The sequence below is a fragment of the Enterobacter sp. C3_dUdeg genome, from assembly GCF_057536195.1.
Genome location: NZ_BAAKFX010000001.1, coordinates 491,806 through 516,074 on the forward strand (window position 1 = coordinate 491,806; position 24,269 = coordinate 516,074).

Genomic DNA, 24,269 nt, shown 5'->3' on the forward strand with positions numbered 1-24,269 from the left:
CTGGCGAGAGAAAACTCTGATGAAAAACTGGAAAACAAGTGCAGAAGCAATCCTGACCACTGGCCCTGTCGTGCCGGTTATCGTGGTAAACAAGCTGGAGCACGCTGTACCGATGGCGAAAGCGCTGGTTGCGGGTGGCGTTCGCGTTCTGGAAGTGACCCTGCGCACCGCCTGCGCGATGGATGCTATCCGCGCTATCGCGAAAGAAGTGCCTGACGCCATCATCGGTGCGGGTACCGTTCTCAACGCGCAGCAGCTGGCGGAAGTGACCGAAGCAGGCGCGCAGTTCGCCATCAGCCCTGGCCTGACCGAGCCGCTGCTGAAAGCCGCCACCGAAGGTACCATTCCTCTGATCCCGGGCATCAGCACCGTCTCTGAACTGATGCTGGGCATGGACTACGGTCTGAAAGAGTTTAAATTCTTCCCGGCCGAAGCGAACGGCGGCACCAAAGCGCTGCAGGCGATTGCGGGTCCCTTCTCTCAGGTACGCTTCTGCCCGACGGGCGGTATCTCTCCTGCCAACTACCGTGACTACCTGGCGCTGAAAAGCGTGCTGTGCATCGGCGGTTCATGGCTGGTTCCGGCGGATGCGCTGGAAGCGGGCGACTGGGATCGCATCACCAAACTGGCTCGTGAAGCGGTTGAAGGCGCGAAGCAGTAAGCCATTCGCCATATGAAAAACGGGCCTTCTGGCCCGTTTTTTTATCCTGCAACCTTGACGCTCGCAGCGGCCGCTTTCGCTCTCGCCACGGCGTCGTCAACGTTATCCCCGGTGGCTAATGCCACGCCAAGACGGCGAGTTCCGTCGATCTCCGGCTTGCCGAACAGGCGTACCTGCAATCCTGCGCCCACCGCCCCGTCGACGTTATCAAACGTGACGTTCTGGCTGGTTAACTGCGGCAGGATCACCGCCGAGGCGGCAGGGCCATACTGACGAACACCGCCGACGGGCAGGCCGAGGAAGGCGCGCACGTGCAGGGCGAACTCGGAGAGATCCTGCGAAATCAGCGTGACCATGCCGGTGTCATGCGGGCGAGGGGAGACTTCGCTGAAAATCACCTCATCACCGCATACAAACAGCTCCACGCCGAACAGGCCATACCCGCCCAGCGCCAGGACGGTTTTACGGGCGATCTCCTGAGCACGCTCCAGCGCCAGGGCGCTCATCTGCTGCGGCTGCCAGGATTCGCGGTAATCGCCATCTTCCTGACGGTGACCAATCGGGTCGCAGAAATGGACGCCGTCAACGGCGCTGACGGTCAGCAGGGTGATTTCGAAATCAAACTTCACGACGCCTTCGACGATTACGCGACCGGCTCCGGCACGGCCGCCCTGCTGGGCATAATCCCACGCGTTATCCAGGGTACCGCTGTCGCGAATAAAGCTCTGTCCTTTTCCGGAGGAGCTCATCACCGGCTTAACGATGCACGGGTAGCCAATTTCCTCGACGGCCTGCAGGAACGCGGCCTTATCGCCAGCAAAACGGTAGCTCGAGGTGGGCAATCCCAGCTCTTCCGCCGCCAGGCGACGAATGCCTTCGCGGTTCATGGTCAGCTTTGCGGCTTTCGCACAGGGCACCACGCGCTGGCCTTCCTGCTCCAGGGCGATCAGCGTATCGGTGGCGATGGCCTCAATTTCCGGCACGACAAAATCGGGTTTTTCGCGCGTAATCAGTTCGCGAAGGGCATCGCCATCCAGCATGTTAATCACATAAGAACGATGGGCGACGTGCATGGCGGGTGCGTCGGCGTAACGGTCTACGGCAATGACTTCCACACCTAAACGCTGGCACTCAATGGCGACCTCTTTTCCCAGCTCGCCCGATCCCAACAGCATCACTCGCGTCGCCGCAGGCCGCAGCGCAGTTCCTAAACGAATCATAACAATCCCCCTGAAAAAGTTGCGCGCAGTATAAACGAAAACGTTTGCGTCTGTCTCGTGCACGGCTAAGCGAGGGGACAGAAATTTGCGCTTCTTTAGCCCGACCAGACATTTCCTGACGCCTGCTCGCTTACGCTGTGAAACATGTTCACCGTTAAGTGAGGGAAACCATGTCTGGCTGGTTAAATCAATTGCAATCCCTGTTAGGGCAGAAAACATCGTCTGGCGAGCGGGACCTCAGCAAACTGCTGGTACCCGGCGCGCTCGGCGGGCTGGCAGGCCTGCTGGTCGCGAATAAATCCTCACGCAAGCTGCTGGCAAAGTATGGTACAGGCGCGCTGCTGGCCGGCGGCGGCGCCATCGCGGGCACCGTGCTGTGGAATAAATACAAGGACAGAATACGGACCGCGCACAGCGATGAACCGCATTACGGCGAGCACACCTCGCCGCTGGATCTGCGTACTGAACGGCTCATTCTTGCGCTGGTTTTTGCCGCGAAAAGCGACGGGCATATTGACGATAAGGAACGAGCGGCGATCGAGCAGCAGCTGCGCGAGGCCGGTGTTGAAGAGAAGGGAAGAGTGCTGGTGGCGCAGGCGATAGAACAGCCGCTCGAGCCGCAGCGTCTTGCGCAAAGTGTGAAAAATGAGGAAGAGGCGCTGGAGCTCTATTTCCTCAGCTGCGCAGCCATCGATATCGATCATTTTATGGAGCGGAGCTACCTTAACGCCCTGGGCGATGCGTTAAAGATCCCTCAGGACGTGCGCGAGGGCATTGAGCGGGATATCCGGGAGCAAAAACAGGCGTTACAGGGATAGTCGTCGCCGTCGCGACGCTGTTTCGCTTGCATCATGCGTGGGTTTTGCCAACCTTATAGGGTGTAAAACTTAAAAGAATGATGACATGCCACCGAAAGCCCGACGTACTCCTTATGCGATCACCACGCATGGCGATACGCGTATAGACAACTATTACTGGCTGCGGGACGATTCTCGCTCCCGGCCAGAGGTACTCGACTACCTGCACGAGGAAAACGACTATGGCCGCAAGGTCATGTCCAGCCAGCAGACGCTTCAGGACCAGTTGCTGAATGAAATGGTGCAGCGTATTCCCCAGCGCGATATCTCCGCGCCCTGGACCAAAAATGGCTATCGCTATCGCCATATTTACGAGCCCGGCAATGAGTATCCCATCTACCAGCGTCAGTCGGTGTTAAGCGCCGAATGGGATGAGTGGGATATTCTGCTGGATGCCAACCAGCGCGCCGCCCACAGCGAGTTTTATACCCTGGGCGGCATGTCCATTTCCCCTGACAACGCGGTGATGGCGCTGGCGGAGGATTATCTCTCCCGCCGCCAGTACGGCCTGCGGTTTCGCAATCTGGACACCGGCAACTGGTATCCGGAAATGCTGGAAAACGTCTCCCCGGATTTTGTCTGGGCGAATGATTCCGAGACGGTTTACTACGTCAAAAAGCACGCGTCGACGCTGCTGCCTTACCAGGTGTGGCGACATACCGTGGGAACGGACTCCGCTGACGACGAGCTGGTTTATGAAGAGAAAGACGAAACCTTCTATGTCAGCCTGCATAAAACCTCCTCACGCCACTATGTGATTATCTTCCTTGCCAGCGCGACGACGTCGGAAGTCCTGCTGCTGGATGCCGAACTGCCGGACGCCCAGCCGCTCTGTTTCCTGCCGCGCCGCAAGGATCACGAGTACAGCCTGGACCACTTCCAGCACAGCTTTTATTTGCGCTCCAATCGCGAGGGCAAAAACTTTGGTCTCTATAAAACCAAAGTGCGCGATGAGCGCAAGTGGGAGGTGCTTATCCCCGCGCGGGATCAGGTGATGCTGGAAGGGTTCACCCTCTTTACCGACTGGCTGGTGGTGGAAGAGCGTCAGCGCGGGCTGACCAGTATCCGACAAATCAACCGAAAAACCCGGGAAGTGGTGGGGATTGCGTTCGATGACCCGGCCTACGTGACGTGGATTGGGTTCAACCCTGAACCCGAATCGTCGCGGTTGCGCTACGGCTACTCCTCCATGACCACGCCGGACACCCTGTTTGAGCTGGATATGGATACCGGGCAGCGCCAGGTGATTAAACAGACCGAGGTAAAAGGGTTTGAGTCCGAAAACTACCGCAGCGAGCACCTGTGGGTCATCGCCCGTGATGGCGTGGAGGTGCCGGTCTCTCTTGTTTACCATCGGGCGCATTTCCAGAAAGGCAAAAACCCTATCCTGGTGTACGGCTACGGCTCGTATGGCTCAAGCATGGACGCCGATTTCAGCAGCAGCCGGTTAAGCCTGCTCGATCGCGGTTTTGTTTTCGCCATCGCCCATATTCGCGGCGGCGGTGAGCTGGGCCAGCACTGGTATGAAGACGGGAAATTCCTGAAGAAGAAAAACACCTTCAATGACTATCTCGACGTCTGCGATGCGCTGATTGAGCAGGGCTACGGCGATCCGCAGCTCTGCTTTGGGATGGGGGGCAGCGCGGGCGGTATGCTGATGGGGGCAGCGATCAACCAGCGTCCCGACCGCTTTAAGGGGATTGTCGCGCAGGTTCCGTTTGTCGATGTGGTCACGACCATGCTCGATGAATCCATTCCCCTTACTACCGGGGAATTTGAGGAGTGGGGGAATCCGCAGGATGAGATGTACTACCGCTATATGAAAGAGTACAGCCCGTACGATAACGTGGAGGCGAAAGCCTACCCGCATATGCTGGTCACCACCGGTTTGCATGATTCTCAGGTGCAATACTGGGAGCCGGCAAAATGGGTGGCAAAACTGCGTGAGCTGAAAACCGATGACAATCTGCTGCTGCTGTGTACCGATATGGATTCCGGACACGGGGGGAAATCGGGGCGATTTAAATCGTACGAAGGGGTTGCGCTGGAATATGCCTTTTTAATAGGCCTGGCGCAGGACACGCTGCTAGGCCGTGCGGAGCGTTAAGCGTCGCCCAGATAATGTTTCAGCGTTAAGCGCAGCTCCGGGCTCATTCTGTCGAGGTTGTTATACAGCCAGCGCAAATAGCCCGGGTCTTTATCCGCCACCTCGGACACCGGCTTCCCGCGATATTTACCAAAGGTAAACGTGGTCAGCAGCGCGGGACGTCCTGTGATCGTCGCCATGTCATCCGGCGTCCAGCCAGAGATATTCATAATATCAATCAGCAACGCGGCGGTGATATAGCAGTCATACAGGGCGCGGTGATGGTGAAGCCCCTCAGGGGTACGGACGCTCAGCTTGCGGGACTTGTACAGCGCCATGTTGCTGTATTTAATCCCCGGCCAGAGGCGACGCGCCAGCTTCATGGTGCAAATCCATTCCCCCGGCATTTCAGGCAACACCCGGCGGTCAAAGCTGGCGTTATGCGCGACGTACCACGGGCTACCGTAGTAGTGCGGAATAATCTCTTCGATCCACGGCTTATCCGCCACCATCGATTCGGTAATGCGATGGATAGCCATCGCCTGAGGGCTGATGGGGCGATCGGGACGCACCAGATGGCTCATTGGGTTGACGATTTTACCATCAACCACGTCGACAGAGGCCACTTCCACTATTCCGCCCTGAAGATCGCAAGTTTCGGTATCGATGACGCGCAGCATTGAAAACTCCTGAGCTTAAAACGCCTAGCCTAAAGGAATGATATCGCCTTGCCAACCCTCTCCGCCGAGCGTGCCGGTCACCAGAAGCTCGCCCTTATCCGCGCGCACGATCAGCTGGCCTTTTTCATCCCACAGCGCGCTGCCGCCGCAGGCGTTCGCCATCAGCACCGCAATGGCATATTTATGCGCGAAGCGCTGCAGGTTACTGATGGACTGCCGCCAGCGATTATCCCCCACCGACTGGCAGCTGGTAACAAGCGTTGCCCGGGGATCGAGATTGGGCGAATCGGGATGTGCATCAAGGATGGTAAGGTGTTTATCCCCCGGCACGAGGCTGGCACCGCCCCCTTGCGGATAGCGCAAAATGCGATGGCGAGCGGGCGAAAACAGCACAAGGCCTTTCTGGCGCTGGCCATTCTGTTCCAGGGGGAGCCCGGCAATAACGGTGATCTGGTGTTGATGTGCCGCGTTGAGCAGCGGCTCCAGCTGCGCGTCATCGGGCGGGGGAGGTAACGTCGGCGAGCCAGAGCCCGTTAATGAGAGTTCAGGGAAAACCAGCAGATCGCACCGCTGCCGTGCTGCTTCGGCGATGAAGCGCAGGTGGTGCGTAACATGGTCATCTACAGTCTGATGCAGCCCGCCATACTGGGCTGCCGCTATATTCCAATGTGACATCGTGACTTCCTTATACACTGAGTCGCAGAGATTTAAGAATACACCTAAAATAATCAGGGTTTTCTTATCCTGCCAGATTCCGCGTAAGGAAATGTAACGACTCGTTAAGCTTATTTAACTTTAGGCTCGTACGGTAAACGGGAGAGGTTGACCGAGGCGAGGCGGTGGGCGATGAGTCTTTCGCGAAACCAGTCGCGCAGATGGGCGGGCTGTTCCCGTTCCACGACTTCAGCCACGATGGGCATGTTGTAACGCTCTTTGAACGCGACGCCAGCGGCAGCGAGATCGACATTCACTTTATCCATCTCGTCCTGCGGAAGGGCGGCCAGATTGATCTTCATTACCTTCTCCTTTTTATGCGGCGGCAACGTTACCGCGATTGCACGACGATGACAAGCGGAGGCAGGATGATCCTCGACTCGTTTATTATACAGCGTTATTCTTTAGCATACAGACATAACAAAAAGGAATGATAGGATGGGTTTCTCCGCTTCCCGCGCGTTCTGCGCACTGGTTTTTGTGGCCTCGACAATGATGACGCCTTCCGTGCTGGCACATGCACATCTTAAACAGCAGATCCCGGCAGCAGACAGCGTCGTGACCGCACCGCAGGCACTTAAGCTGAATTTTTCAGAAGGTATCGAACCTGGATTTAGCGGTGTGGTGGTAACGGATGCGCAAAAGCAGGTCATCAAAACGGGAACCGCTACGCGCGACGAAAAGAACAAAGCTCAGCTTACCGTGCCGCTGGAACAAACGCTGGCGTCAGGGACTTACCAGGTGGACTGGCATGTGGTCTCCGTGGATGGCCATAAAACCAAAGGCAGCTATCACTTTAGCGTGAAATAGCATGCTGGCGCTGTGTTATATCGGGCTACGCTTTATCCATTTTGGGGCGCTGATGCTGGTGTTTGGCAATGCGCTTTACAGCGTCTGGTTTACGCCTTCCTCTCTCCACCGTCTGCTGTCCCGGCGATTCCAGTCGCAGCAGAAAGTGGCGGCCTTAGTGAGCCTTGCGGCAGCGGTCCTGATGTTTATGCTGCAGGGCGGATTGATGGGCAACGGCTGGGGAGATGTGTTTGCGCCACAGATCTGGTTCAGCGTGATGGGAACCCGGTTTGGCGGTGTCTGGCTGTGGCAAATAATCCTCGCTGCGCTGACGGTCGGTGCGGCATGGCTTGCGCCGCTGAAAGGTTCGCGGCTGCTGCTGCTCGCAATGGGCCAGCTTATCCTGCTGGCTGGGGTAGGGCATGCGGCGATGAACGACGGTCCGACGGGGGCGCTGCAGCGTCTTAATTATGCTTTTCACCTGATATGTGCCGCCACCTGGCTTGGCGGATTACTGCCCCTGCTGTTCTGCATGCGTCTGGCGAAAGGGCGCTGGCAGAATGCCGCCATCTTTACCATGATGCGCTTCTCGCGCGTGGGGCATTACGCCGTTGCGGGCGTCCTGCTCTCCGGGGTGATAAATGCGCTCATGATACTGGGCCTCGATATTCCCTGGCAGGCTGGCTACGTGCGGTTTTTGTTGTTCAAATGTGCGCTGGTGGCGTTGATGGTGGTAATTGCGCTGGCAAATCGGTATTTTCTGGTGCCACGGTTTCGTCCGGAGAGCGGGCGAGCACAACAGATTTTTATCAGGATGACACAGGCAGAAGTGGTGCTGGGAGCGCTGGTGCTGGCAACGGTCAGTCTGTTCGCCACCTGGGAACCCTTCTGACAAGGTTAAATATCATATGAAAAAGACTGTACTTTCTCTCTTATTGCTGGCCTGTACGGGGAGCGCCCTTGCCGCACCGCAGGTTATCACCGTGAGTCGTTTTGAAGTGGGTAAGGACAAATGGGCGTTCAATCGCGAAGAGGTGATGCTTACCTGCCGTCCAGGCCATGCGCTGTATGCGATCAACCCGAGTACGCTGGTGCAATACCCGCTGAATGATACCGCAGAGCAGCAGGTAGCCAGCGGCAAGAGCAGCGGCCAGCCGATTAGCATTATTCAGATCGATGACCCGGCGCATCCGGGACAAAAAATGAGTCTGGCGCCGTTTATCGAGCGCGCCGACAAGCTCTGCTAACGTTCGGGTTTCCAATAAAAAACCGCAGATGCTTGCGAAAGCACTGCGGTTTTTCACTTTTAATGATGCTCTGGCGCTTTTTTTCCGACCGCTTTTGCTGTGGACTGGAAAACCTGGCGTCGTCATCTATTCTTAAAAGGCAAGGCGACTTAGCCTGCATTAATGCCAACTTTTAGCGCACGGCTCTCTCCCAAGAGCCATTTCCCTGGACCGAATACAGGAATCGTATTCGGTCTCTTTTTATCTGTATGTTTTTCAAAGTGTTGTTCGGTGTTGACTCTAAATCACCCGAAACTTTCTCGAACATTCCATATCCTGTCTAAACCATAACATACTCAGGACCGCGTGCGTCCAGGGTTTTTTGGGATCTATGTTAAAATTTTGTGGCCGAGCGACCGCTGAGCAAACGCCCTCTGGCGAGCAAAAGGGCATTCCTAAGCTAAATAATGAACGCGCTGAATTTGTCTTTGTGGCGGACAATGTACTCCGGGAAGTTTTCAACCGTTAGCTCTTGCTTGATTAACGTCCTGTCCCGCCCCCAGATATCTTCCGCATTTTTAATGACCTTCATGATGTGTTCCGGGTTGTTAAACTCAGGAAGATCGTATTCAGTATGGGATATGGTCGACATTTTTTCTGAGATGCGCTCGGGGGTCATTACCCACGAGAAGTGCCAGCCACCATTGTCAATAATGCTGTTGTTAATCTTGAACCAGTTCCACTTTAGCCAGGACCAGTTTTTAACGCTTCGGGTGCGTTTAAGATTCCTGAATGATTCAGGTTCGCCGCCAAAGAAACTAACGAGATTTTTATATTGTGTGGCTCTCGGTAATTTACATTTTCTTGGCGTGTTGTCAGTATTAAAAACCTGCAGGTTGAACTGATAATTATAGAAATTCTGATAAATAGTGGTGCAGAGCTTTTTGGGATTTATCGATGCTACCACCTGTGGTGAAAATATCTCATCGACATCGGAAACTAAAATCAAATCATCATCGTTGGCATGCGTCAAACCCTGCATGATGGCATTCCTCTGCGCGGCTTCATTTGCCCACGCATCCACCACCATTCCCTCTGGCAGACCCGGAATCACCTCCGGAGCAGGGTGTGATTCTTCAGCGGCTTTCGTAATCGGTTCTTTATCATGAACAACGTAGATAATTTTATCTTTAAACTGGCTGTATTTATTAATGTCAAAATGCAGCGGCCTCTTTTTACCGGTAAAGGTATACGTTGACTCAACGATAACGAAGCGATCGACAACGCCCGCGAGCGTGTTTAGCCTGATTTCGAGAAGCATATCTTCATCGTAATATAAGAAGCAGTCATAGATCATTACCGAAGTCCCTCATTTTTGCGCCCACATTGCGCTCTTCCCAACGCATTCGCCGGTTTCATTTCGCGCAATGCTAACTGAGCGCCCTCGCCCTGTGCAATAGTGCGCTGCTTTATCATTCTTTTTTAAACGGAATGCATCCGCTATGCAGTGAGCGAAGACGCCAGCCAGGCTTAAAAGTGGGACTTAACGGATGCCTCTATTTCATCGAGCAGCTCAAAGCGACGGCGGTATTCGGCGCGTTTTTTACTGGCAATTTCTTCAAGGGATTTACGCTCCATCTGCAGCGGCAGTTGCCAGCAGAAGCTTGAAAGTTTTTTACCGTCCAGAGACGCCCAAAATTCATCGTAGCTGGCGTGGAAATGGCGGCCTTTGCTCAGGCGATATCGCAACGCGCGGAAAACGTGCCCTTCATCGCTGACGGCAAAAATCGCCCGGACAGATGACTGTGCAGCCAGCTGAAAAAGAACTTCCATTAACACGCGCTTAGGGAACAGGCCGTGACAGGCGCGGGTGGCCTGCTTAATGACATCTCGCGATACGCTGCGGCGGGGCCCCTGAAGCCCGCCGATGACCATGACTTGCTGGCCGTTACTGCGCGCGACGCTAAAGGTCAGGCTGGCCAGCAGCGTATCCTCGTTGTCGCGTAGCCACAGCGTGCTTTCGCCTTCGCGCTCGGCTTTCCCCGCAGAGGAGGCATTGACCGTATAGGTTACGCCGTCTTTGGCGTGGAACTGCACAACGGTTTGCTCCTGCGGGCTGCTCAGGGCCTGAGCGAGACCGCTCTCTTTCAGGCTATCAATCCAGTAGTAATGGTTGACGATAGCGTCGGCGCGATCGTTAGCCGTCAGGCCGCGCATCAGATACTGTCGGTGGGTCTTGCTGGGCAACGTAATTTGAGAGGCCAGCAGCCTGTCGAAATCGTCGCGACCCGAAAGGGCTTCCAGCATGCGATGGGTAGAAGACCAGAACAGAAGCGAGCGTAAAAGGAACTTCAGGCGATATTCGCGTTTACGCCAGATTGGGCCCGGCACGCGTTTGCCGTTCACCAGCTCGGAAATAATGTTTGTGCGATGCGGATAGAAAACATCGTTATGCAGGTGCGTATTAGACACGTGAAGACCCCTCTTTTTTTATACCCTTATTCTAAAGAGCCAATAAAAAGGGATTAATAGCGCGAGGATCTTTATTTCTGTTTGGTTTACCGTTTGTTTCACTTCGTGACGACCGCGCCGGTCTGTCGCCTTTTCTGCGGCGGCTATACTGTTTAAAGGAGGTTCTATGTATCAGCGAATTGAAGGTGGGATGTGGCGTCACGTCTGGGTTGTCAGCGATATACACGGTTGTTACCAGTGGCTTATGGATGAGCTTAAACGCCGTCACTTTAACCCGTATGAGGATTTACTTATTTCGGTCGGGGATGTGATCGATCGTGGCCCTGATAGTGTTAAATGCCTGCAGTTAATTCATGAAAAATGGTTTCGTGCCGTGCGGGGAAACCATGAGCAAATGGCTCTCGACAGTCTGGATAATAACGATTTTTCACTCTGGACGATGAATGGCGGAATATGGTTTTCGCATCTTGAACGCGACCAGCAACAGCTGGCCCTGTCGTTGCTCGACGCCTGTCGCGATTTACCGCATATCATCGAGATAACCTGTGCGAACGGTCTGAATGTGATTGCCCATGCGGATTATCCGGCCGCGGAATACCGATGGCAAAAACCGGTCAGTGCCCAGCGCGTCTTATGGAACCGCGACAGGCTGATGGGATTTATGGTGGGCAAAGGAGAGGGCATCAGCGGAGCGGATCATTTCTGGTTTGGACATACGCCTCTCGACAGAAGGTATGATTTTAATAATCTCCACTACATCGATACGGGTGCTGTTTTCGACGGTTACTTCACGCTGGCGCAGCTGCAGTAATAAATAACCCGCCTTCGGGCGGGTTCTCTTTAGGTCAGGCAAGACGCATGACCCAGGCATCGGTTTTACTATCGTAATGCTCGCGGTAAAGGACAGAATGTTCGCCATCAAGTATTGCCGGGACGCTGGTGTCTGCATCCCATGCATCAAGCTGCATGCACAAATCCGGGTCGGATTTGCAGGGAATACTTAACGTTCGATCGCCTTGTGCTTCGCCGCGCAGCTCTGCGTCGTCGATCTCAAAAGCGCCAATACGCACGCTGGTTTTCGTCATAGTGCTCTCCGGGTCGGTTGTCAAAATCTGGTATGACCAGTGTGGTCACCCATTTTTGATCGTAGACAAGGAGAGCAAAATCGCCAGTAAAAAAATGCGCTTTTTTTCAGGCTGTGCGATCGTTACCGGTAAACAGACGGCCGTCCCGAACCAGCTCGCGCGGATAGCTGTTTTTCAGCCTTGAGCCGACCTTTTTTGCCACCCCCAGCGGATATCCCTGATACGTCACTATCACTTCATCGCCTGATGGCGTGCTGTCCGGATAGACATCGCGGCCACGGTACCACTCTTCGGCTTCCTGATGCGTCAGGGCAAAGGTATTCTCGCGTCCGGCAAGGGCGATAACGGCCTCATGCTGCCAGCGATACCCTTTATTATGCACTTCCGCCAGGCGGATCCCGATTCGCGAAAAACGGACCTTTCCGATGAGCGGCTCGATCTGTGCCGGGAACAGCCATATCTCTTTATCACGCATCCAGGGGTGCAGGCTCTCATCCCAGACCAGTCCGACCTTTTTGGCGGCGGCTTCAAGCTGTGCTGCATCGCGGCCTTTAAGAGGGGAAAACGGGAAGTTGCCGACCTTGAATTTAGGTGCGGGCAGGGGCTCAACCGCCTGCGTTTTACGCAAACGCGCCACAAAAAAACCTTCGCAGTCGTAAATCTGCGGGAACACGTGAAGGAAACCCTCCGGAGTGACCGCCTCCTGTGCCGAGGCGAACAGGCCGTTAAGCGGCAGGAACTCAACTGCCTCCGGGTAGTTCGCTTTCAGCCACAGGCAGACGTCTTCGTTTTCATCGCGGTTTAAGGTGCACGTTGAATAGACCAGCGTGCCGCCAGGGCGCAACGCGTGAAATGCGCTGTCGATCAGCTCGCGCTGCGTGGCGGCGATCTCAAGGTTGCTCTCAACTGACCAGTTTTTTAACGCGTCGGGATCTTTACGCACCACCCCTTCGCCGGAGCAGGGCGCGTCCAGCAGAATGGCATCGAAGGCTTCCGGTAAGGCGGCGCCAAACACGCGTCCGTCGAAGTGCGTCAGGGCAACATTATGAATACCGCAGCGGCTGATGTTGGCATGCAGCACCTTCACGCGGCTGGCGGAAAACTCGTTGGCGAGGATCGCCCCGTGGTTACCCATTCGGGCGGCAATTTGCGTGGTTTTTGAGCCAGGAGCGGCGGCAACATCCATCACGCGTTCAGGCGCATTGCCATCGGCAAACAGGGCGGCCACCGGCAGCATCGAGCTGGCTTCCTGAATATAGAACAGACCGCTCAGATGTTCAGCGGTACTGCCCAGCGGCAGCGAGGCTTCGTCATCGCGTTCGATCCAGAACCCCTCGGCGCACCACGGGACCGGCGTAAGCTGCCAGCCGTACGGCGAGACCAGCGCCAGAAAATCCTCGACGCTGATTTTCAGCGTGTTGACGCGAATACTTCGGCGTAACGGACGCTGGCAGGCGGCGATAAAATCATCTAACGACAGGTGAGAAGGAAGCGCCTCGCGCATCTGCGCCAGGAATTGTTCAGGAAGAAATACGGAGTTTTGAGCCACGGGCACACCACAGGGAAAAGTTCAGGTGCGCAGTGTAACATAAAGGCTCCGGTGCGTTGACACCGGAGCCTTTCAGATTAACGCGGCAGGGCGGTTCCCCATTCGCGCCACTCTTTCGGTTCGCTTTCGAGCAGCAGGAAGTGTTTACCCGGCTGCGCTTTCGGCGCCAGCGGCGTGCCCGGCGGCGTGGCAAACGCGATACCGCCGCGAATGAACTGGTTGAAGGTGCCGGTTTTCACCACGCCTCCCGTCAGGCCAAAGTCCAGCGAATAGCCTGATGCCAGCCAGAATACCGAGTTATTACGGACCAGGTGCTGGTAGCGTTCGCTGATGCGTAACGCCACCATTACGCGGTCGGAGAGCGTACCGAGCGTCAGGCCCGTGACCGTACCCACTTCAATGCCGCGGAACAGAACCGGGGTGCCGATGCTCAGCGAGCCCGCTTCCGGCACTTCCACCACGATGCTCAGGCCGCCAAGGTAGCGCGAGTCGGTGATTGTGGCTTCCTGAAGCTCGAAATCACGACGGGCATTGCCCTGGCCCGGCTCAACGTTGATGTACGGCTGCAAAATGGTGTCGAGATGCTCAACGCCCGCGGCCGAGATCTGCGGCGTCACCACCGAGAAGCGCGAACCCGTGCGGGCGAAGGTCTGCACATATTCCGGGTACAGCACGGCGGTGGCCTGCACCTCGTTGCGCGAGGTAATCAGCGTCAGCTTCTGGATTTGTCCAATATCAATGCCCAGATAGCGGATTGGCATGCCTTCCGCCAGCTTACCGGCATCAAACGCGTGCAGGGTAATCTGTCCACCCACGGCGCGCGCGGCGGTTTCGGACGGGAAGAGAATACGCTTATCGCCTTTACGCAGATTCGCCCCCGCGCCGCTGAGATTATCGAAGCTTATCGCGCCGCGCAGCGCGCGTGAGAGCGGGGAGGCCTGCACGGTCAGCCCGTTACCGTTAAGCTGAACTTTCGCGCCGCCTTCGGCCCAGAAGACGCTGTTTGGCGTCAGCAGCTTGCGGTACTCCGGCTTGATATGCAGTTCGATATCAAACGCGTCCGCACGCGGGCGAACGGCGATCACTTCCCCAACTTCAAACTTGCGATACAGCACCACGGATCCTGCCTGTACGTCCGGCAGCGTCTCGGCGCTTAATGTCAGCGTGGTGGTAGGGAGATCGCTCAGGCTGTTTTCAACCGCTTTCTCCAGGTTGGCATACAGCGGATAGCTGTCGCGAACGGGGCCTTTATCACCGGGCAGAATGCGGATGCCGCCGTTAACCCATTCGCTGGCGCTGGCGCCGAGGAATTCCACGCCGTCCAGTCCCACCTTCACATCGACGCGACTGTTCACCACGAATTTGCTGTCACCGTGCACCAGGTCGCTGTACTGCGGATCGATGGCGACCGAGAAGGTCACGCCATTCGCGGAGAGCTTACGCTCCAGCACCTGGCCGACCTGCACGCCGTGTAAAATTAACGGCTGGCCGGCTTCGATTCCGTAACTTTCTGGCGCATTCAGCGTGACGGTCACTACGCCCGGCTTTTGCAGCAGGGATTTATCCGCCGGGGCAATCACGAAGCTATTGCTGGGCTCACCTTCACCGGGGATGAGCTCAAACGTATTGCCGGTCAACAGCGTGCTGAGGCTGGCATCGTTCAGGGAGAGCTTTGGACTGCGCATTTCGATACGCGTTTTCTCGCGCAGGAGGTCGACCACGCTCGGATCGACAGTCATTTCTCCTGTGACCGAGCCGCCCGGGTTGAGCGTCATTTTGGTGAGCTGACCAACCTGCAACCCCTGATACATCAGCGGCGTTGAACCCGCTTTTAGCCCCTTAGCATCGGGCAGGGCGAGTTTGACGATCACGCCGCGCTGGCTGTGCGCCAGGTCAGCGTACAATCCAAACGAGTCATCCGCGGTGGCAGGGCTTGAGTTTTCCGGGGAGTCAAAGGCAATGGCACCATTCACCAGCGCGGCCAGACTCTCCAGCTTCACTTTCGCACCGCTCAGGCTGAGGTCCGCATCCACGCCGGAGACGTTCCAGAAGCGGCTGCCTTTTTTCACCAGATTGGTGAAGCGACGCTCGATCAGCACGTCGATGGTGACGCCCTGTTTATTCGGGTTGATCGCGTAATCGTACACGCGGCCAACCGGGATTTTGCGGAAATAGACCAGCGAACCGCTGTTCAGAGAACCGAGATCCGGCGCCTGCAGATGAATCATTAAATCGCCGTTGTTAAGGCGGTACTTGGGCTGTGTATCCAGGGCAACAAAGTGATCCTGCGGCTCTCCTTTACCCGGCATCATGCCGATATAGTTACCGCCCACGAGCGCATCCAGCCCTGACACGCCCGCCAGAGACGCTTTTGGCGTGACCAGCCAGAACTGCGTTTCGCTGCGCAGGGCATCCTGCATGTCAGATTTAATACTGACCCGCACCTGAATCTTGTTCAGCCCTTTTCCAAGGGAGATGTCCTGAACCGTACCCACTTCAACCCCCTGGAAGCGAACGGGCGTTCGCCCGGCGACGATGCCGTCGGCGGTCTGGAAATCAATGGTGACGGTACTCCCGCGATCTTCATAGCTCGTCCAGATCAGCCAGCCTGCAATCATCAGGGCGATGACGGGCAGCAACCAGAATGGCGAAATGCGGCGTTTTGTTTTAATTCTCGCTTCAGTCGGCGAAGCGGGGGTTTCCTGACTCATGTGCATCCCAAAGTAAGCGGCTATCCAGCCATTCCACAGCAAGAATAGTCAATATCACCGCAGAGCCGAAATAAAAAGCCGCGGGTCCCATTGTAAAAGCAAGTAGCTGGTCGCGATTGATGAGCGACATCATCAGCGAAATCACGAACAGATCTAACATTGACCAGCGGCCAATCCAGGTGACGAACCGCAGCAGCAGAATGCGGGGCCGTAAGCCTTGTTCACATTTAAAGTGAATGCTGATGAGCAGGGTAAACATCACCACCACTTTGGTAAAGGGAACCAGGATACTGGCAATAAAAACGATCGCCGCCACCCCGACGTTGCTGTGCGCAAGGGAGATAATCCCGGAGAGGATAGTATCCTCCTGACGCCCGCCATTCACGTAAATGATGGAAATCGGCAGCATATTGGCTGGGATCAGAAACACCAGGGAGGCGATCAGCGCGGCCCAGCATTTTTGCAGGCTGTTGTTGCGCCGCAGTCTCAACGGAATGTGACACCGCGGGCAGCGCCCACGCGCGTCGGGCAAGCCGGTATAGTGGCATCCCAGACAGACGCGCAGATTTTCATCAGGACGCGTGGCGGGGCGCTGAGGATAAAATCGCTCCCAGAGCTGTTCAACGTTCAGGTGGATCAGCGTCAGGATGCTCAGCAATACCAGGCTGATGAAAGCAAAGAGTCCGATGCCGGGCTGCAAAAAGGCGTAGTCCTGTACCTTTATTGACGCAACGCCCACGCCCACCAGATAAATATCCAGCATCACCCACTCTTTGAGCTTATCCAGCATCAGCAGCACCGGGCGAAGGTTCATGCCGAGAATATTGCCAAACCACAGATAGGCAATGGCGGCGACCAGCACCAGCGGCGCACCAACGGTGCAGAACAGCACCATGGCAGCGGTGATGGGATCCCCCTGACGGGTCATCTGCCAGATACCCTGCAGCACGTTGGCGTCAATGCGCACGCCAAGCAGGTAGAGTTTCAGCAGCGGTTCGCTCCAGGCGAAGGGCATTAGCAGCAGCATGGTGACGGCCATGGCGGCGAGGCGGGTGAGCGACCAGTCGCGGCCGTCGCGAATTTTGGCGTCGCAGCGGGGACAAAAGGCACTTTGGTGCGATTTCATCTTCGGCAACATAAAAAGCGTATCGCACTGGGGGCAACGCTGATAATGTGCACGTGGCAAAGCTTCGCTCACCGTATGGACAGTTATCTTTCTTGTCGGCGTAATTTTGGTTGTTTTTAAGGCCATCAGCTGCGCACAAATAAGTATTGTTGAAAGTTATAATAACTCATGAACGGATTCATCTTGAGCATGAGCGCATTTAATGCTTATTTTAATAGGCTATGCGGTAAATTTGTAAGACAACTAAGTGATTGAATAATGAACAAAACAGAATTCTACGCGGATCTGAACCGCGATTTTAAGGCATTGATGGCGGGTGAGACCAGCTTCTTAGCCACTCTGGCAAATACTAGCGCATTGCTGTTTGAACGTCTCTCTGACGTGAACTGGGCCGGCTTTTACCTCCTGGAAGGTGAAACGCTGGTGCTCGGTCCGTTCCAGGGCAAACTGGCCTGCGTGCGTATTCCGGTAGGGCGTGGCGTATGCGGCACGGCGGTGGCCGAAAATCAGGTCCAGCGTGTGGAAGACGTTCATGCGTTTGACGGGCACATTGCCTGTGACGCCGCCAGTAATTCTGAAATCGTTCTGCCGCTGGTGGTCAAAAATCAGATTATTGGCGTTCTGGATATCGACAGTACGGTCTTCAGTCGCTTTACAACCGAGGACGAACAGGGGCTGCGCGAGCTGGTGGCGAATCTGGAAAACGTACTCGCCGCAACCGATTATCAAAAATTCTTTGCGAGCGTCGCAGGATAATCAACGGATAACGTAGCATTTACTGATAGCGTCATTATAATGACGCCTGTTCATGCCTGCGCTTGTTGGCAACGTCCGTTGTAATCAGGAAATTTCATGGAAAATCAACCTAAGTTGAATAGCAGTAAAGAAGTTATCGCATTTCTGGCCGAGCGTTTCCCGCAGTGCTTCAGCGCGGAAGGTGAAGCTCGTCCCCTGAAAGTCGGTATTTTTCAGGATCTGGTGGCGCGTGTTGAAGGGGAAATGAACCTCAGCAAAACTCAGCTGCGTTCCGCCTTACGTCTTTATACTTCGAGCTGGCGCTACCTGTACGGTATCAAACCTGGCGCGACCCGCGTGGATCTCGACGGCAACCCGTGTGGTGAACTGGACGAGCAGCACGTTGAGCACGCGCGTAAGCAGCTTGAAGAAGCCAAAGCACGCGTTCAGGCACAACGTGCAGAACAGCAGGCGAAAAAACGTGAAGCCGCAGCGGCAAACGGCCAGGAAGAAGCGCCTCGTCGTGAGCGTAAACCACGCCCTGCGCCGCGCCGTCACGATAATAACGATCGCAAACCGCGTGCAGACAAACCAGCAGCAAAAGCCCCGCGTGCCCCTCGTGAAGAGCCGCGCCATACGCCGGTTTCTGACATTAACGCCCTGAGCGTAGGTCAGGCGCTGAAGGTAAAAGCGGGTAACAATGCTATGGACGCCACCGTACTGGAAATCACCAAAGATGGCGTTCGTGTACAGCTGACTTCTGGTATGTCAATGATTGTACGCGCAGAACACTTGTTGTTCTGAAACGGAGGCCAAGCCTGGCATGAACACTTTTTTTAAGCTCACCGCGCTGGCGGGCCTGTTTGCCATAACAGGTCACGCTTTTGCAGTGGACGATATTACGCGTGTTGATCAAATTCCGGTTCTCAAGGAAGAGACGCAGCACGCGACGGTGAGCGAGCGCGTGACCTCACGTTTTACCCGCTCGCACTATCGTCAGTTCGATCTCGATCAGGCCTTTTCGGCCAAAATCTTTGACCGCTATCTGAACTTGCTGGATTACAGCCATAACGTTTTGCTCGCCAGCGATGTCGAGCAGTTCGCTAAGCGCAAATCCGAGGTGGGTGACGAGTTGCGTTCTGGCAAGCTGGATCTGTTCTACGATCTCTACAACCTGTCGCAAAAGCGCCGCTTTGAACGCTATCAGTACGCGCTGAAAGTGCTGGAACGTCCGATGGACTTCACCGGTACTGACACCTTTAATCTGGATCGCAGTAAAGCACCCTGGCCGAAAGACGAAGCCGAGTTGAATGCGCTGTGGGACGGTAAAGTTAAATACGACGAACTGAGTCTTAAGCTGACCGGCAAAGACGAAAAAGAGATCCGTGACACGCTGACGCGTCGTTACAAATTCGCCATTCGTCGTCTGGCGCAGACCAACAGTGAGGATGTTTTCTCACTCGCGATGACCGCCTTTGCGCACGAAATCGATCCGCACACCAACTATCTCTCTCCACGCAACACCGAACAGTTCAATACCGAGATGAGCCTGTCTCTGGAAGGTATCGGCGCGGTGCTGCAGATGGACGATGATTACACGGTGATCAATTCCATGGTCGCGGGTGGCCCGGCATCCAAAAGCAAAGCGATTAGCGTAGGCGATCGCATTGTGGGTGTAGGACAAACAGGCCAGAACATGGTCGACGTGATCGGCTGGCGTCTCGATGACGTGGTTGCGCTGATCAAAGGTCCGAAAGGCAGCAAGGTTCGTCTGGAAATTCTGCCTGCCGGTAAAGGCACCAAAACCCGTATCGTTACCCTGACCCGCGAGCGTATCCGTCTGGAAGACCGCGCGGTGAAAATGTCGGTGAAAACCGTGGGTAAAGAGAAGGTGGGTGTTCTGGATATTCCGGGCTTCTACGTGGGGCTGACTGACGATGTGAAGGTTCAGCTGCAGAAGCTTGAAAAGCAGAACGTCAGCAGCATTATCATCGACCTGCGCAGTAACGGCGGTGGGGCGCTGACGGAAGCGGTTTCACTCTCCGGTCTGTTCATTCCATCTGGTCCTGTGGTTCAGGTGCGCGATAACAACGGTAAAGTGCGTGAAGATGCCGACAACGACGGTGTGGTCTACTACAAAGGCCCGCTGGTGGTCCTGGTTGACCGCTTCAGTGCTTCCGCGTCTGAAATCTTTGCCGCTGCAATGCAGGACTATGGCCGCGCGCTGATCGTCGGTGAGCCAACCTTCGGGAAAGGCACCGTTCAGCAGTATCGCTCTCTGAATCGTATTTACGATCAGATGCTGCGTCCGGAATGGCCTGCGCTGGGCTCGGTTCAGTACACCATTCAGAAATTCTACCGCGTGAACGGCGGCAGTACGCAGCGTAAGGGCGTAACGCCGGACATCATGATGCCGACAGGCACGGAAGAGACCGAAACCGGCGAGAAGTTTGAAGATAACGCCTTGCCGTGGGACAGCATCAATGCCGCGACCTACGTGAAAGCGGGTGATATGACGCAATTTGGCCCTGAACTGCTGAAAGCGCATAACGACCGCATCGCGAAAGATCCGGAGTTCCAGTACATCATGAAGGACATTGCACGATTCAATGCCCTGAAAGATAAGCGGAATATCGTTTCTCTGAACTACGCACAGCGTGAGAAAGAGAATAACGAAGACGATGCAACCCGCCTGGCGCGTATCAACGATCGCTTCAAGCGCGAAGGTAAGCCTCTGCTCAAAAAACTGGACGATCTGCCAAAAGATTACCAGGAGCCGGATCCGTATCTGGACGAGACGGTGCATATCGCTCTCGACCTGGCGAATCAGGAAAAAGAGAAACCTGCCGTACAGCCCGCTCCGGCAAAATAATCACCCAACAGGCACAAGGAATTGTGCCTGTTTCTTTTTGTTCTTCATCCTTCCGTCAGCCAGATTTCCAATTGTGTAAAGTTGTGTCTTTCTGGTGACTTACGCCCGCCGGATGCTTGAAAATAGCCGCAATACCCATACGATGTGGGTAATCGCATAGTGCGTTTTGTTAAACTGAGGTAAAAAGAAAATTATGATGCGAATCGCGCTCTTCCTGCTCACCAACCTGGCGGTCATGGTGGTTTTCGGGCTCGTGCTAAGCCTGACAGGAATTCAGTCGAGCAGCGTTCAGGGTCTGTTGATTATGGCGCTGCTGTTTGGATTTGGTGGCTCGTTCATCTCCCTGCTGATGTCGAAGTGGATGGCACTGAAATCGGTGGGTGGTGAGGTTATTGAACAGCCGCGTAACGATATGGAACAGTGGCTGATGAATACGGTGGCTCAGCAATCCCGTCAGGCCGGGATCGCCATGCCGCAGGTGGCGATTTACCATGCCCCGGACATCAACGCTTTCGCGACGGGCGCCCGTCGCGATGCGTCACTGGTTGCCGTCAGCACCGGATTGCTGCAGAACATGAGCCGTGACGAAGCCGAAGCGGTTATTGCCCACGAAATCAGCCATATCGCCAACGGTGACATGGTGACCATGACCCTGATTCAGGGCGTGGTGAACACCTTCGTGATCTTCATCTCCCGTATTCTGGCGCAGATCGCGGCTGGCTTTATGGGCGGAAACCGTGACGAAGGTGAAGAGAGCAACGGCAACCCGCTGATCTACTTCGCCGTTTCGATGGTTCTGGAACTGGTATTCGGTATTCTGGCCAGCATCATCACCATGTGGTTCTCCCGCCACCGTGAATTCCACGCGGATGCCGGCTCGGCGAAGCTTGTTGGTCGTGAGAAGATGATTGCCGCGCTGCAGCGCCTGAAAACCAGCTACGAGCCGCAGGAAGCGAACAGCATGATGGCCTTCTGCATTAACGGTAAATCCAAATCGCTGAGCGAGCTGTTTATGTCTCACCCGCCGCTGGATAAACGTATCGAAGCGCTGCGCAGTGGGGAATACCTGAAGTAACGCTAAGAACCCTAATAAGCCGGGCAGGAGAACACTCCGCCCGGCTTTTTTTATGCCTGAACTTTGGGCTGTGTCACCCGCAGACCGCTGACGACCGCCGCGAGGGAAGCAAGGGCTCCCGCGGTGAGAAGCGCAACGTGGTTGCCGTTTTGCCCGGCGAGGTTAAACATCAGGGCAACCAGTGCCGCACCTGTGCTTTGCCCCAGAAGGCGCGCGGTCCCCAGCATGCCGCTGGCACCACCGCTGCGATGGCGCGGCGCGGAGGTGATAATGGTGTGATTGTTAGGGGACTGGAACAGGCCAAACCCTGCGCCGCACAGAATCATGCGCCAGATGATGTCCAGATCGGTTGGCGATGACGGTAGCAGAGCCAGCGCGAATAGGCCTGTCGCCATCACCGCCAGCCCCAACGCTCCCAATAAACCGGCATGGACGCGTTCAATTAAGTAACCTGCCAGCGGCGCCATCACCATGGTCGCCAGCGGCCAGGGGGTTAACAGCAGGCCGGTCTCCACTTCTGAACGGCCGACCACGCTCTGCAGAAAGAAGGGCAGAGAAACCAGGGCCAGCATCTGGGCGCAGAACGAGCAGACGGACGTGCAAATGGAGAGGGAAAAGAGGGGAATACGCAGCAGATCGACCGGCAGCAAAGGCACGGGGAGAGTGAGCTGGCGGCGAACAAAGAAGAAGCCGATCGCCAGTAGGGCGATGAGCTCCGCGCCGGTAAGCATCAGGGACTGTCCCTGCGCAAAGCCGCTCAGCGCCGTAATCAGCAGGCCAAAGGTCAGGGCATTCATCACCGCACTCGCCACATCGAAGCGCGGCATGGTGCTTTTGGGACCGTTAGCGGGAAGAAAGCGCAGGGCAAAGAATATAGCGACAATGCCCAGCGGCACGTTAATAGCAAACAGCCATTGCCATGACGCAACGGAAAGGATCGCCGCCGCTATGGTTGGCCCGGCGGCGGAAGAGACGGCGACAATAAACGAGTTTATCCCCATGCCGCGCCCCAGATGACGCTGCGGATAAATTAAGCGGATTAACGCCGTGTTTACGCTCATGAGCGCCGCGCCGCCAAAACCCTGCGCAATGCGGGCAAGCGTCAGGGTATGCAGTGAATCTGAAAGGGCGCATAACAACGACGTGAAGGTGAAGACCACCAGACCGCACTGATACACCCGACGATAACCGAACATATCGCCCAGGAAAGAGAACGAGAGCAGGGAAACCACAATCGCAATCTGATAGGCGTTAACAATCCATATCGAACTGGCGGGAGAGGCGTGCAGGTCGCTGGCGATGGTTGGCAGGGCAACGTTCGCGATTGCGCCGTCAAGGACGGCCATTGAGATACCAATAATGATGGTCGCTATAGCGCCATACCGCTGGGGTAAAGGCAGGCCATCGGAAAGGGTCTTTTCCATTAGGATTAAAAAAGCTCAGCGTGAAATTATTCTCAGGGTAACTATTTTAGCATTGTTACAGCCGCGATATGTCGCAGATTTGTAACGAAGTAAACGCGGATTGATTGCAGGTGACATGACGGGAACTTATAATAAAAACCGGTTCTGATTTTTATAAAACACTCTCTATGAGGTGGTAAATGGCTATTGCGGATTTGGATAAACAGCCAGATTCTGTTTCTTCCGTGCTGAAGGTTTTTGGCATCTTACAGGCGCTGGGGGAAGAGCGTGAAATAGGTATTACAGAGTTGTCGCAGCGCGTGATGATGTCTAAAAGCACCGTATATCGCTTTTTGCAAACCATGAAGTCGCTGGGCTACGTAGCCCAGGAAGGTGAATCTGAAAAATACTCTCTGACGCTGAAGCTGTTTGAGCTGGGCGCCCGTGCGCTACAAAATGTTGACCTGATCCGCAGCGCTGATATCCAGATGCGTGAAATCTCTCGCCTGACCAAAGAGACCATCCATCTCGGCGCGCTGGATGAAGACAGCATTGTTTACATCCATAAAATCGACTCCATGTACAATCTGCGCATGTATTCGCGCATTGGTCGTCGCAACCCGCTCTACAGTACCGCGATTGGTAAGGTTCTGCTGGCGTGGCGCGATCGTGAGGAAGTGAAGCAGATCCTCGAAGGCGTGGAATACAAGCAAAGTACTTCCCGAACCATTACCAGCACGGACGCGCTGTTAACGGTGCTCGATCGCGTACGCGAGCAGGGGTATGGCGAAGATAACGAAGAGCAGGAGGAAGGGCTGCGCTGCATCGGCGTTCCGGTGTTTGACCGCTTTGGCGTAGTAATCGCGGGCTTGAGTATCTCCTTCCCGACCTTACGCTTCTCCGAAGAGCGCCTGCATGAATATGTGGCTATTCTGCACACTGCCGCACGTAAGATTTCTGAACAGATGGGTTACCACGACTACCCGTTTTAACCTCTGCTCGTATAAA

23 protein-coding genes are annotated in these 24,269 nt (G+C 55.4%); 12 read left to right on the plus strand and 11 right to left on the minus strand.

Features of this window, described 5'->3' with window-relative positions; genetic code table 11:
- The first annotated feature begins 19 nt into the window (after nucleotides 1-19).
- Nucleotides 20-661, plus strand: a complete 642-nt coding sequence (gene kdgA, locus AC27FC_RS02280; protein WP_014884307.1) for a bifunctional 4-hydroxy-2-oxoglutarate aldolase/2-dehydro-3-deoxy-phosphogluconate aldolase — start codon at nucleotides 20-22, stop codon at nucleotides 659-661.
- A gap of 41 nt (nucleotides 662-702) precedes the next feature.
- Here the strand turns inward: kdgA and purT are convergent, their stop codons facing one another.
- Nucleotides 703-1,881, minus strand: a complete 1,179-nt coding sequence (gene purT, locus AC27FC_RS02285; protein WP_045888028.1) for a formate-dependent phosphoribosylglycinamide formyltransferase — start codon at nucleotides 1,879-1,881, stop codon at nucleotides 703-705.
- Between the two features lie 170 nt (nucleotides 1,882-2,051).
- On the opposite strand from purT, the gene AC27FC_RS02290 reads away from it, so the two are divergent.
- Nucleotides 2,052-2,699 carry a tellurite resistance TerB family protein gene (locus tag AC27FC_RS02290; RefSeq protein WP_039263650.1) on the plus strand — a complete coding sequence of 216 codons (648 nt, stop codon included), beginning with the start codon at nucleotides 2,052-2,054 and terminating at the stop codon, nucleotides 2,697-2,699.
- Nucleotides 2,700-2,784: 85 nt separating this feature from the next.
- Nucleotides 2,785-4,845, plus strand: a complete 2,061-nt coding sequence (ptrB, locus tag AC27FC_RS02295; RefSeq protein WP_196354249.1) for an oligopeptidase B — start codon at nucleotides 2,785-2,787, stop codon at nucleotides 4,843-4,845.
- Here ptrB and exoX read toward each other — a convergent pair.
- The 3 genes from exoX to AC27FC_RS02310 form a co-directional block, all read right to left on the minus strand.
- Entirely contained in the window at nucleotides 4,842-5,504 is a 663-nt protein-coding gene (exoX, locus tag AC27FC_RS02300) for an exodeoxyribonuclease X (protein ID WP_010432611.1), read from the minus strand. The two genes, ptrB and exoX, sit on opposite strands and share 4 nt — an antisense overlap.
- Nucleotides 5,505-5,528: 24 nt before the next feature.
- Nucleotides 5,529-6,179: a carbon-nitrogen hydrolase family protein gene (locus AC27FC_RS02305; protein ID WP_033145843.1), complete on the minus strand. Its 651-nt coding sequence runs from the start codon at nucleotides 6,177-6,179 to the stop codon at nucleotides 5,529-5,531.
- A 110-nt stretch (nucleotides 6,180-6,289) separates the two neighbouring features.
- Entirely contained in the window at nucleotides 6,290-6,520 is a 231-nt protein-coding gene (locus AC27FC_RS02310) for a DNA polymerase III subunit theta (RefSeq protein ID WP_013096102.1), read from the minus strand.
- A gap of 136 nt (nucleotides 6,521-6,656) precedes the next feature.
- On the opposite strand from AC27FC_RS02310, the gene yobA reads away from it, so the two are divergent.
- Genes yobA through AC27FC_RS02325 form a run of 3 tightly spaced genes read left to right on the plus strand, consistent with a single transcriptional unit; the run spans nucleotide 6,657 to nucleotide 8,254 of the window.
- Nucleotides 6,657-7,028, plus strand: coding sequence for a CopC domain-containing protein YobA (gene yobA, locus AC27FC_RS02315; protein WP_094935593.1), 372 nt, complete (start codon nucleotides 6,657-6,659; stop codon nucleotides 7,026-7,028).
- A gap of 1 nt (nucleotide 7,029) precedes the next feature.
- Nucleotides 7,030-7,899: a copper homeostasis membrane protein CopD gene (gene copD / locus AC27FC_RS02320; protein ID WP_094935592.1), complete on the plus strand. Its 870-nt coding sequence runs from the start codon at nucleotides 7,030-7,032 to the stop codon at nucleotides 7,897-7,899.
- A 16-nt stretch (nucleotides 7,900-7,915) separates the two neighbouring features.
- Complete coding sequence (locus tag AC27FC_RS02325; protein WP_033145840.1) at nucleotides 7,916-8,254, plus strand: YebY family protein; 339 nt, start codon at nucleotides 7,916-7,918, stop codon at nucleotides 8,252-8,254.
- Nucleotides 8,255-8,693: 439 nt separating this feature from the next.
- Here AC27FC_RS02325 and AC27FC_RS02330 read toward each other — a convergent pair whose 3' ends face one another.
- Both AC27FC_RS02330 and AC27FC_RS02335 read right to left on the minus strand, forming a co-directional pair.
- Complete coding sequence (locus AC27FC_RS02330; RefSeq protein ID WP_196354250.1) at nucleotides 8,694-9,590, minus strand: glycosyltransferase family 17 protein; 897 nt, start codon at nucleotides 9,588-9,590, stop codon at nucleotides 8,694-8,696.
- Between the two features lie 173 nt (nucleotides 9,591-9,763).
- Nucleotides 9,764-10,705: a VirK/YbjX family protein gene (locus tag AC27FC_RS02335; protein WP_094935590.1), complete on the minus strand. Its 942-nt coding sequence runs from the start codon at nucleotides 10,703-10,705 to the stop codon at nucleotides 9,764-9,766.
- A gap of 166 nt (nucleotides 10,706-10,871) precedes the next feature.
- Here AC27FC_RS02335 and pphA point away from each other — a divergent pair, with 166 nt between their 5' ends.
- Nucleotides 10,872-11,516: a protein-serine/threonine phosphatase gene (pphA, locus tag AC27FC_RS02340; protein WP_033145837.1), complete on the plus strand. Its 645-nt coding sequence runs from the start codon at nucleotides 10,872-10,874 to the stop codon at nucleotides 11,514-11,516.
- 34 nt (nucleotides 11,517-11,550) lie between these two features.
- On the opposite strand, the gene AC27FC_RS02345 is transcribed toward pphA, so the two are convergent.
- From AC27FC_RS02345 to yebS, 4 genes are all read right to left on the minus strand, one after another.
- A complete protein-coding gene (locus tag AC27FC_RS02345) occupies nucleotides 11,551-11,790 on the minus strand; it encodes a YebV family protein (protein WP_008500472.1) in 240 nt (79 codons plus the stop codon).
- 106 nt (nucleotides 11,791-11,896) lie between these two features.
- On the minus strand, nucleotides 11,897-13,339 hold the full coding sequence (gene rsmF / locus AC27FC_RS02350) for a 16S rRNA (cytosine(1407)-C(5))-methyltransferase RsmF (protein WP_400456858.1): 1,443 nt from the start codon (nucleotides 13,337-13,339) through the stop codon (nucleotides 11,897-11,899).
- Nucleotides 13,340-13,416: 77 nt separating this feature from the next.
- Nucleotides 13,417-16,050, minus strand: a complete 2,634-nt coding sequence (locus AC27FC_RS02355; RefSeq protein ID WP_039263642.1) for a PqiB family protein — start codon at nucleotides 16,048-16,050, stop codon at nucleotides 13,417-13,419.
- Nucleotides 16,019-17,302: a membrane integrity lipid transport subunit YebS gene (yebS, locus tag AC27FC_RS02360; protein WP_094935587.1), complete on the minus strand. Its 1,284-nt coding sequence runs from the start codon at nucleotides 17,300-17,302 to the stop codon at nucleotides 16,019-16,021. Before yebS ends, AC27FC_RS02355 begins: the two co-directional genes overlap by 32 nt.
- A 132-nt stretch (nucleotides 17,303-17,434) precedes the next feature.
- On the opposite strand from yebS, the gene AC27FC_RS02365 reads away from it, so the two are divergent.
- The 4 genes from AC27FC_RS02365 (at nucleotide 17,435) to htpX (ending at nucleotide 21,858) form a co-directional block, all read left to right on the plus strand.
- The gene (locus AC27FC_RS02365; RefSeq protein ID WP_008500476.1) at nucleotides 17,435-17,932 is read left to right on the plus strand and encodes a GAF domain-containing protein; all 498 of its coding nucleotides are present in this window, start codon (nucleotides 17,435-17,437) and stop codon (nucleotides 17,930-17,932) included.
- 96 nt (nucleotides 17,933-18,028) lie between these two features.
- Nucleotides 18,029-18,715, plus strand: a complete 687-nt coding sequence (gene proQ, locus AC27FC_RS02370; protein WP_014884292.1) for an RNA chaperone ProQ — start codon at nucleotides 18,029-18,031, stop codon at nucleotides 18,713-18,715.
- A gap of 19 nt (nucleotides 18,716-18,734) precedes the next feature.
- Nucleotides 18,735-20,783: a carboxy terminal-processing peptidase gene (prc, locus tag AC27FC_RS02375; protein ID WP_029741991.1), complete on the plus strand. Its 2,049-nt coding sequence runs from the start codon at nucleotides 18,735-18,737 to the stop codon at nucleotides 20,781-20,783.
- Between the two features lie 193 nt (nucleotides 20,784-20,976).
- A complete protein-coding gene (gene htpX / locus AC27FC_RS02380) occupies nucleotides 20,977-21,858 on the plus strand; it encodes a protease HtpX (protein WP_014884290.1) in 882 nt (293 codons plus the stop codon).
- A 50-nt stretch (nucleotides 21,859-21,908) separates the two neighbouring features.
- Here htpX and AC27FC_RS02385 read toward each other — a convergent pair whose 3' ends face one another.
- On the minus strand, nucleotides 21,909-23,282 hold the full coding sequence (locus tag AC27FC_RS02385) for an MFS transporter (RefSeq protein WP_181593338.1): 1,374 nt from the start codon (nucleotides 23,280-23,282) through the stop codon (nucleotides 21,909-21,911).
- Nucleotides 23,283-23,461: 179 nt separating this feature from the next.
- On the opposite strand from AC27FC_RS02385, the gene kdgR reads away from it, so the two are divergent.
- Nucleotides 23,462-24,253 carry a DNA-binding transcriptional regulator KdgR gene (gene kdgR / locus AC27FC_RS02390; protein ID WP_023312208.1) on the plus strand — a complete coding sequence of 264 codons (792 nt, stop codon included), beginning with the start codon at nucleotides 23,462-23,464 and terminating at the stop codon, nucleotides 24,251-24,253.
- Nucleotides 24,254-24,269 lie beyond the last annotated feature (16 nt).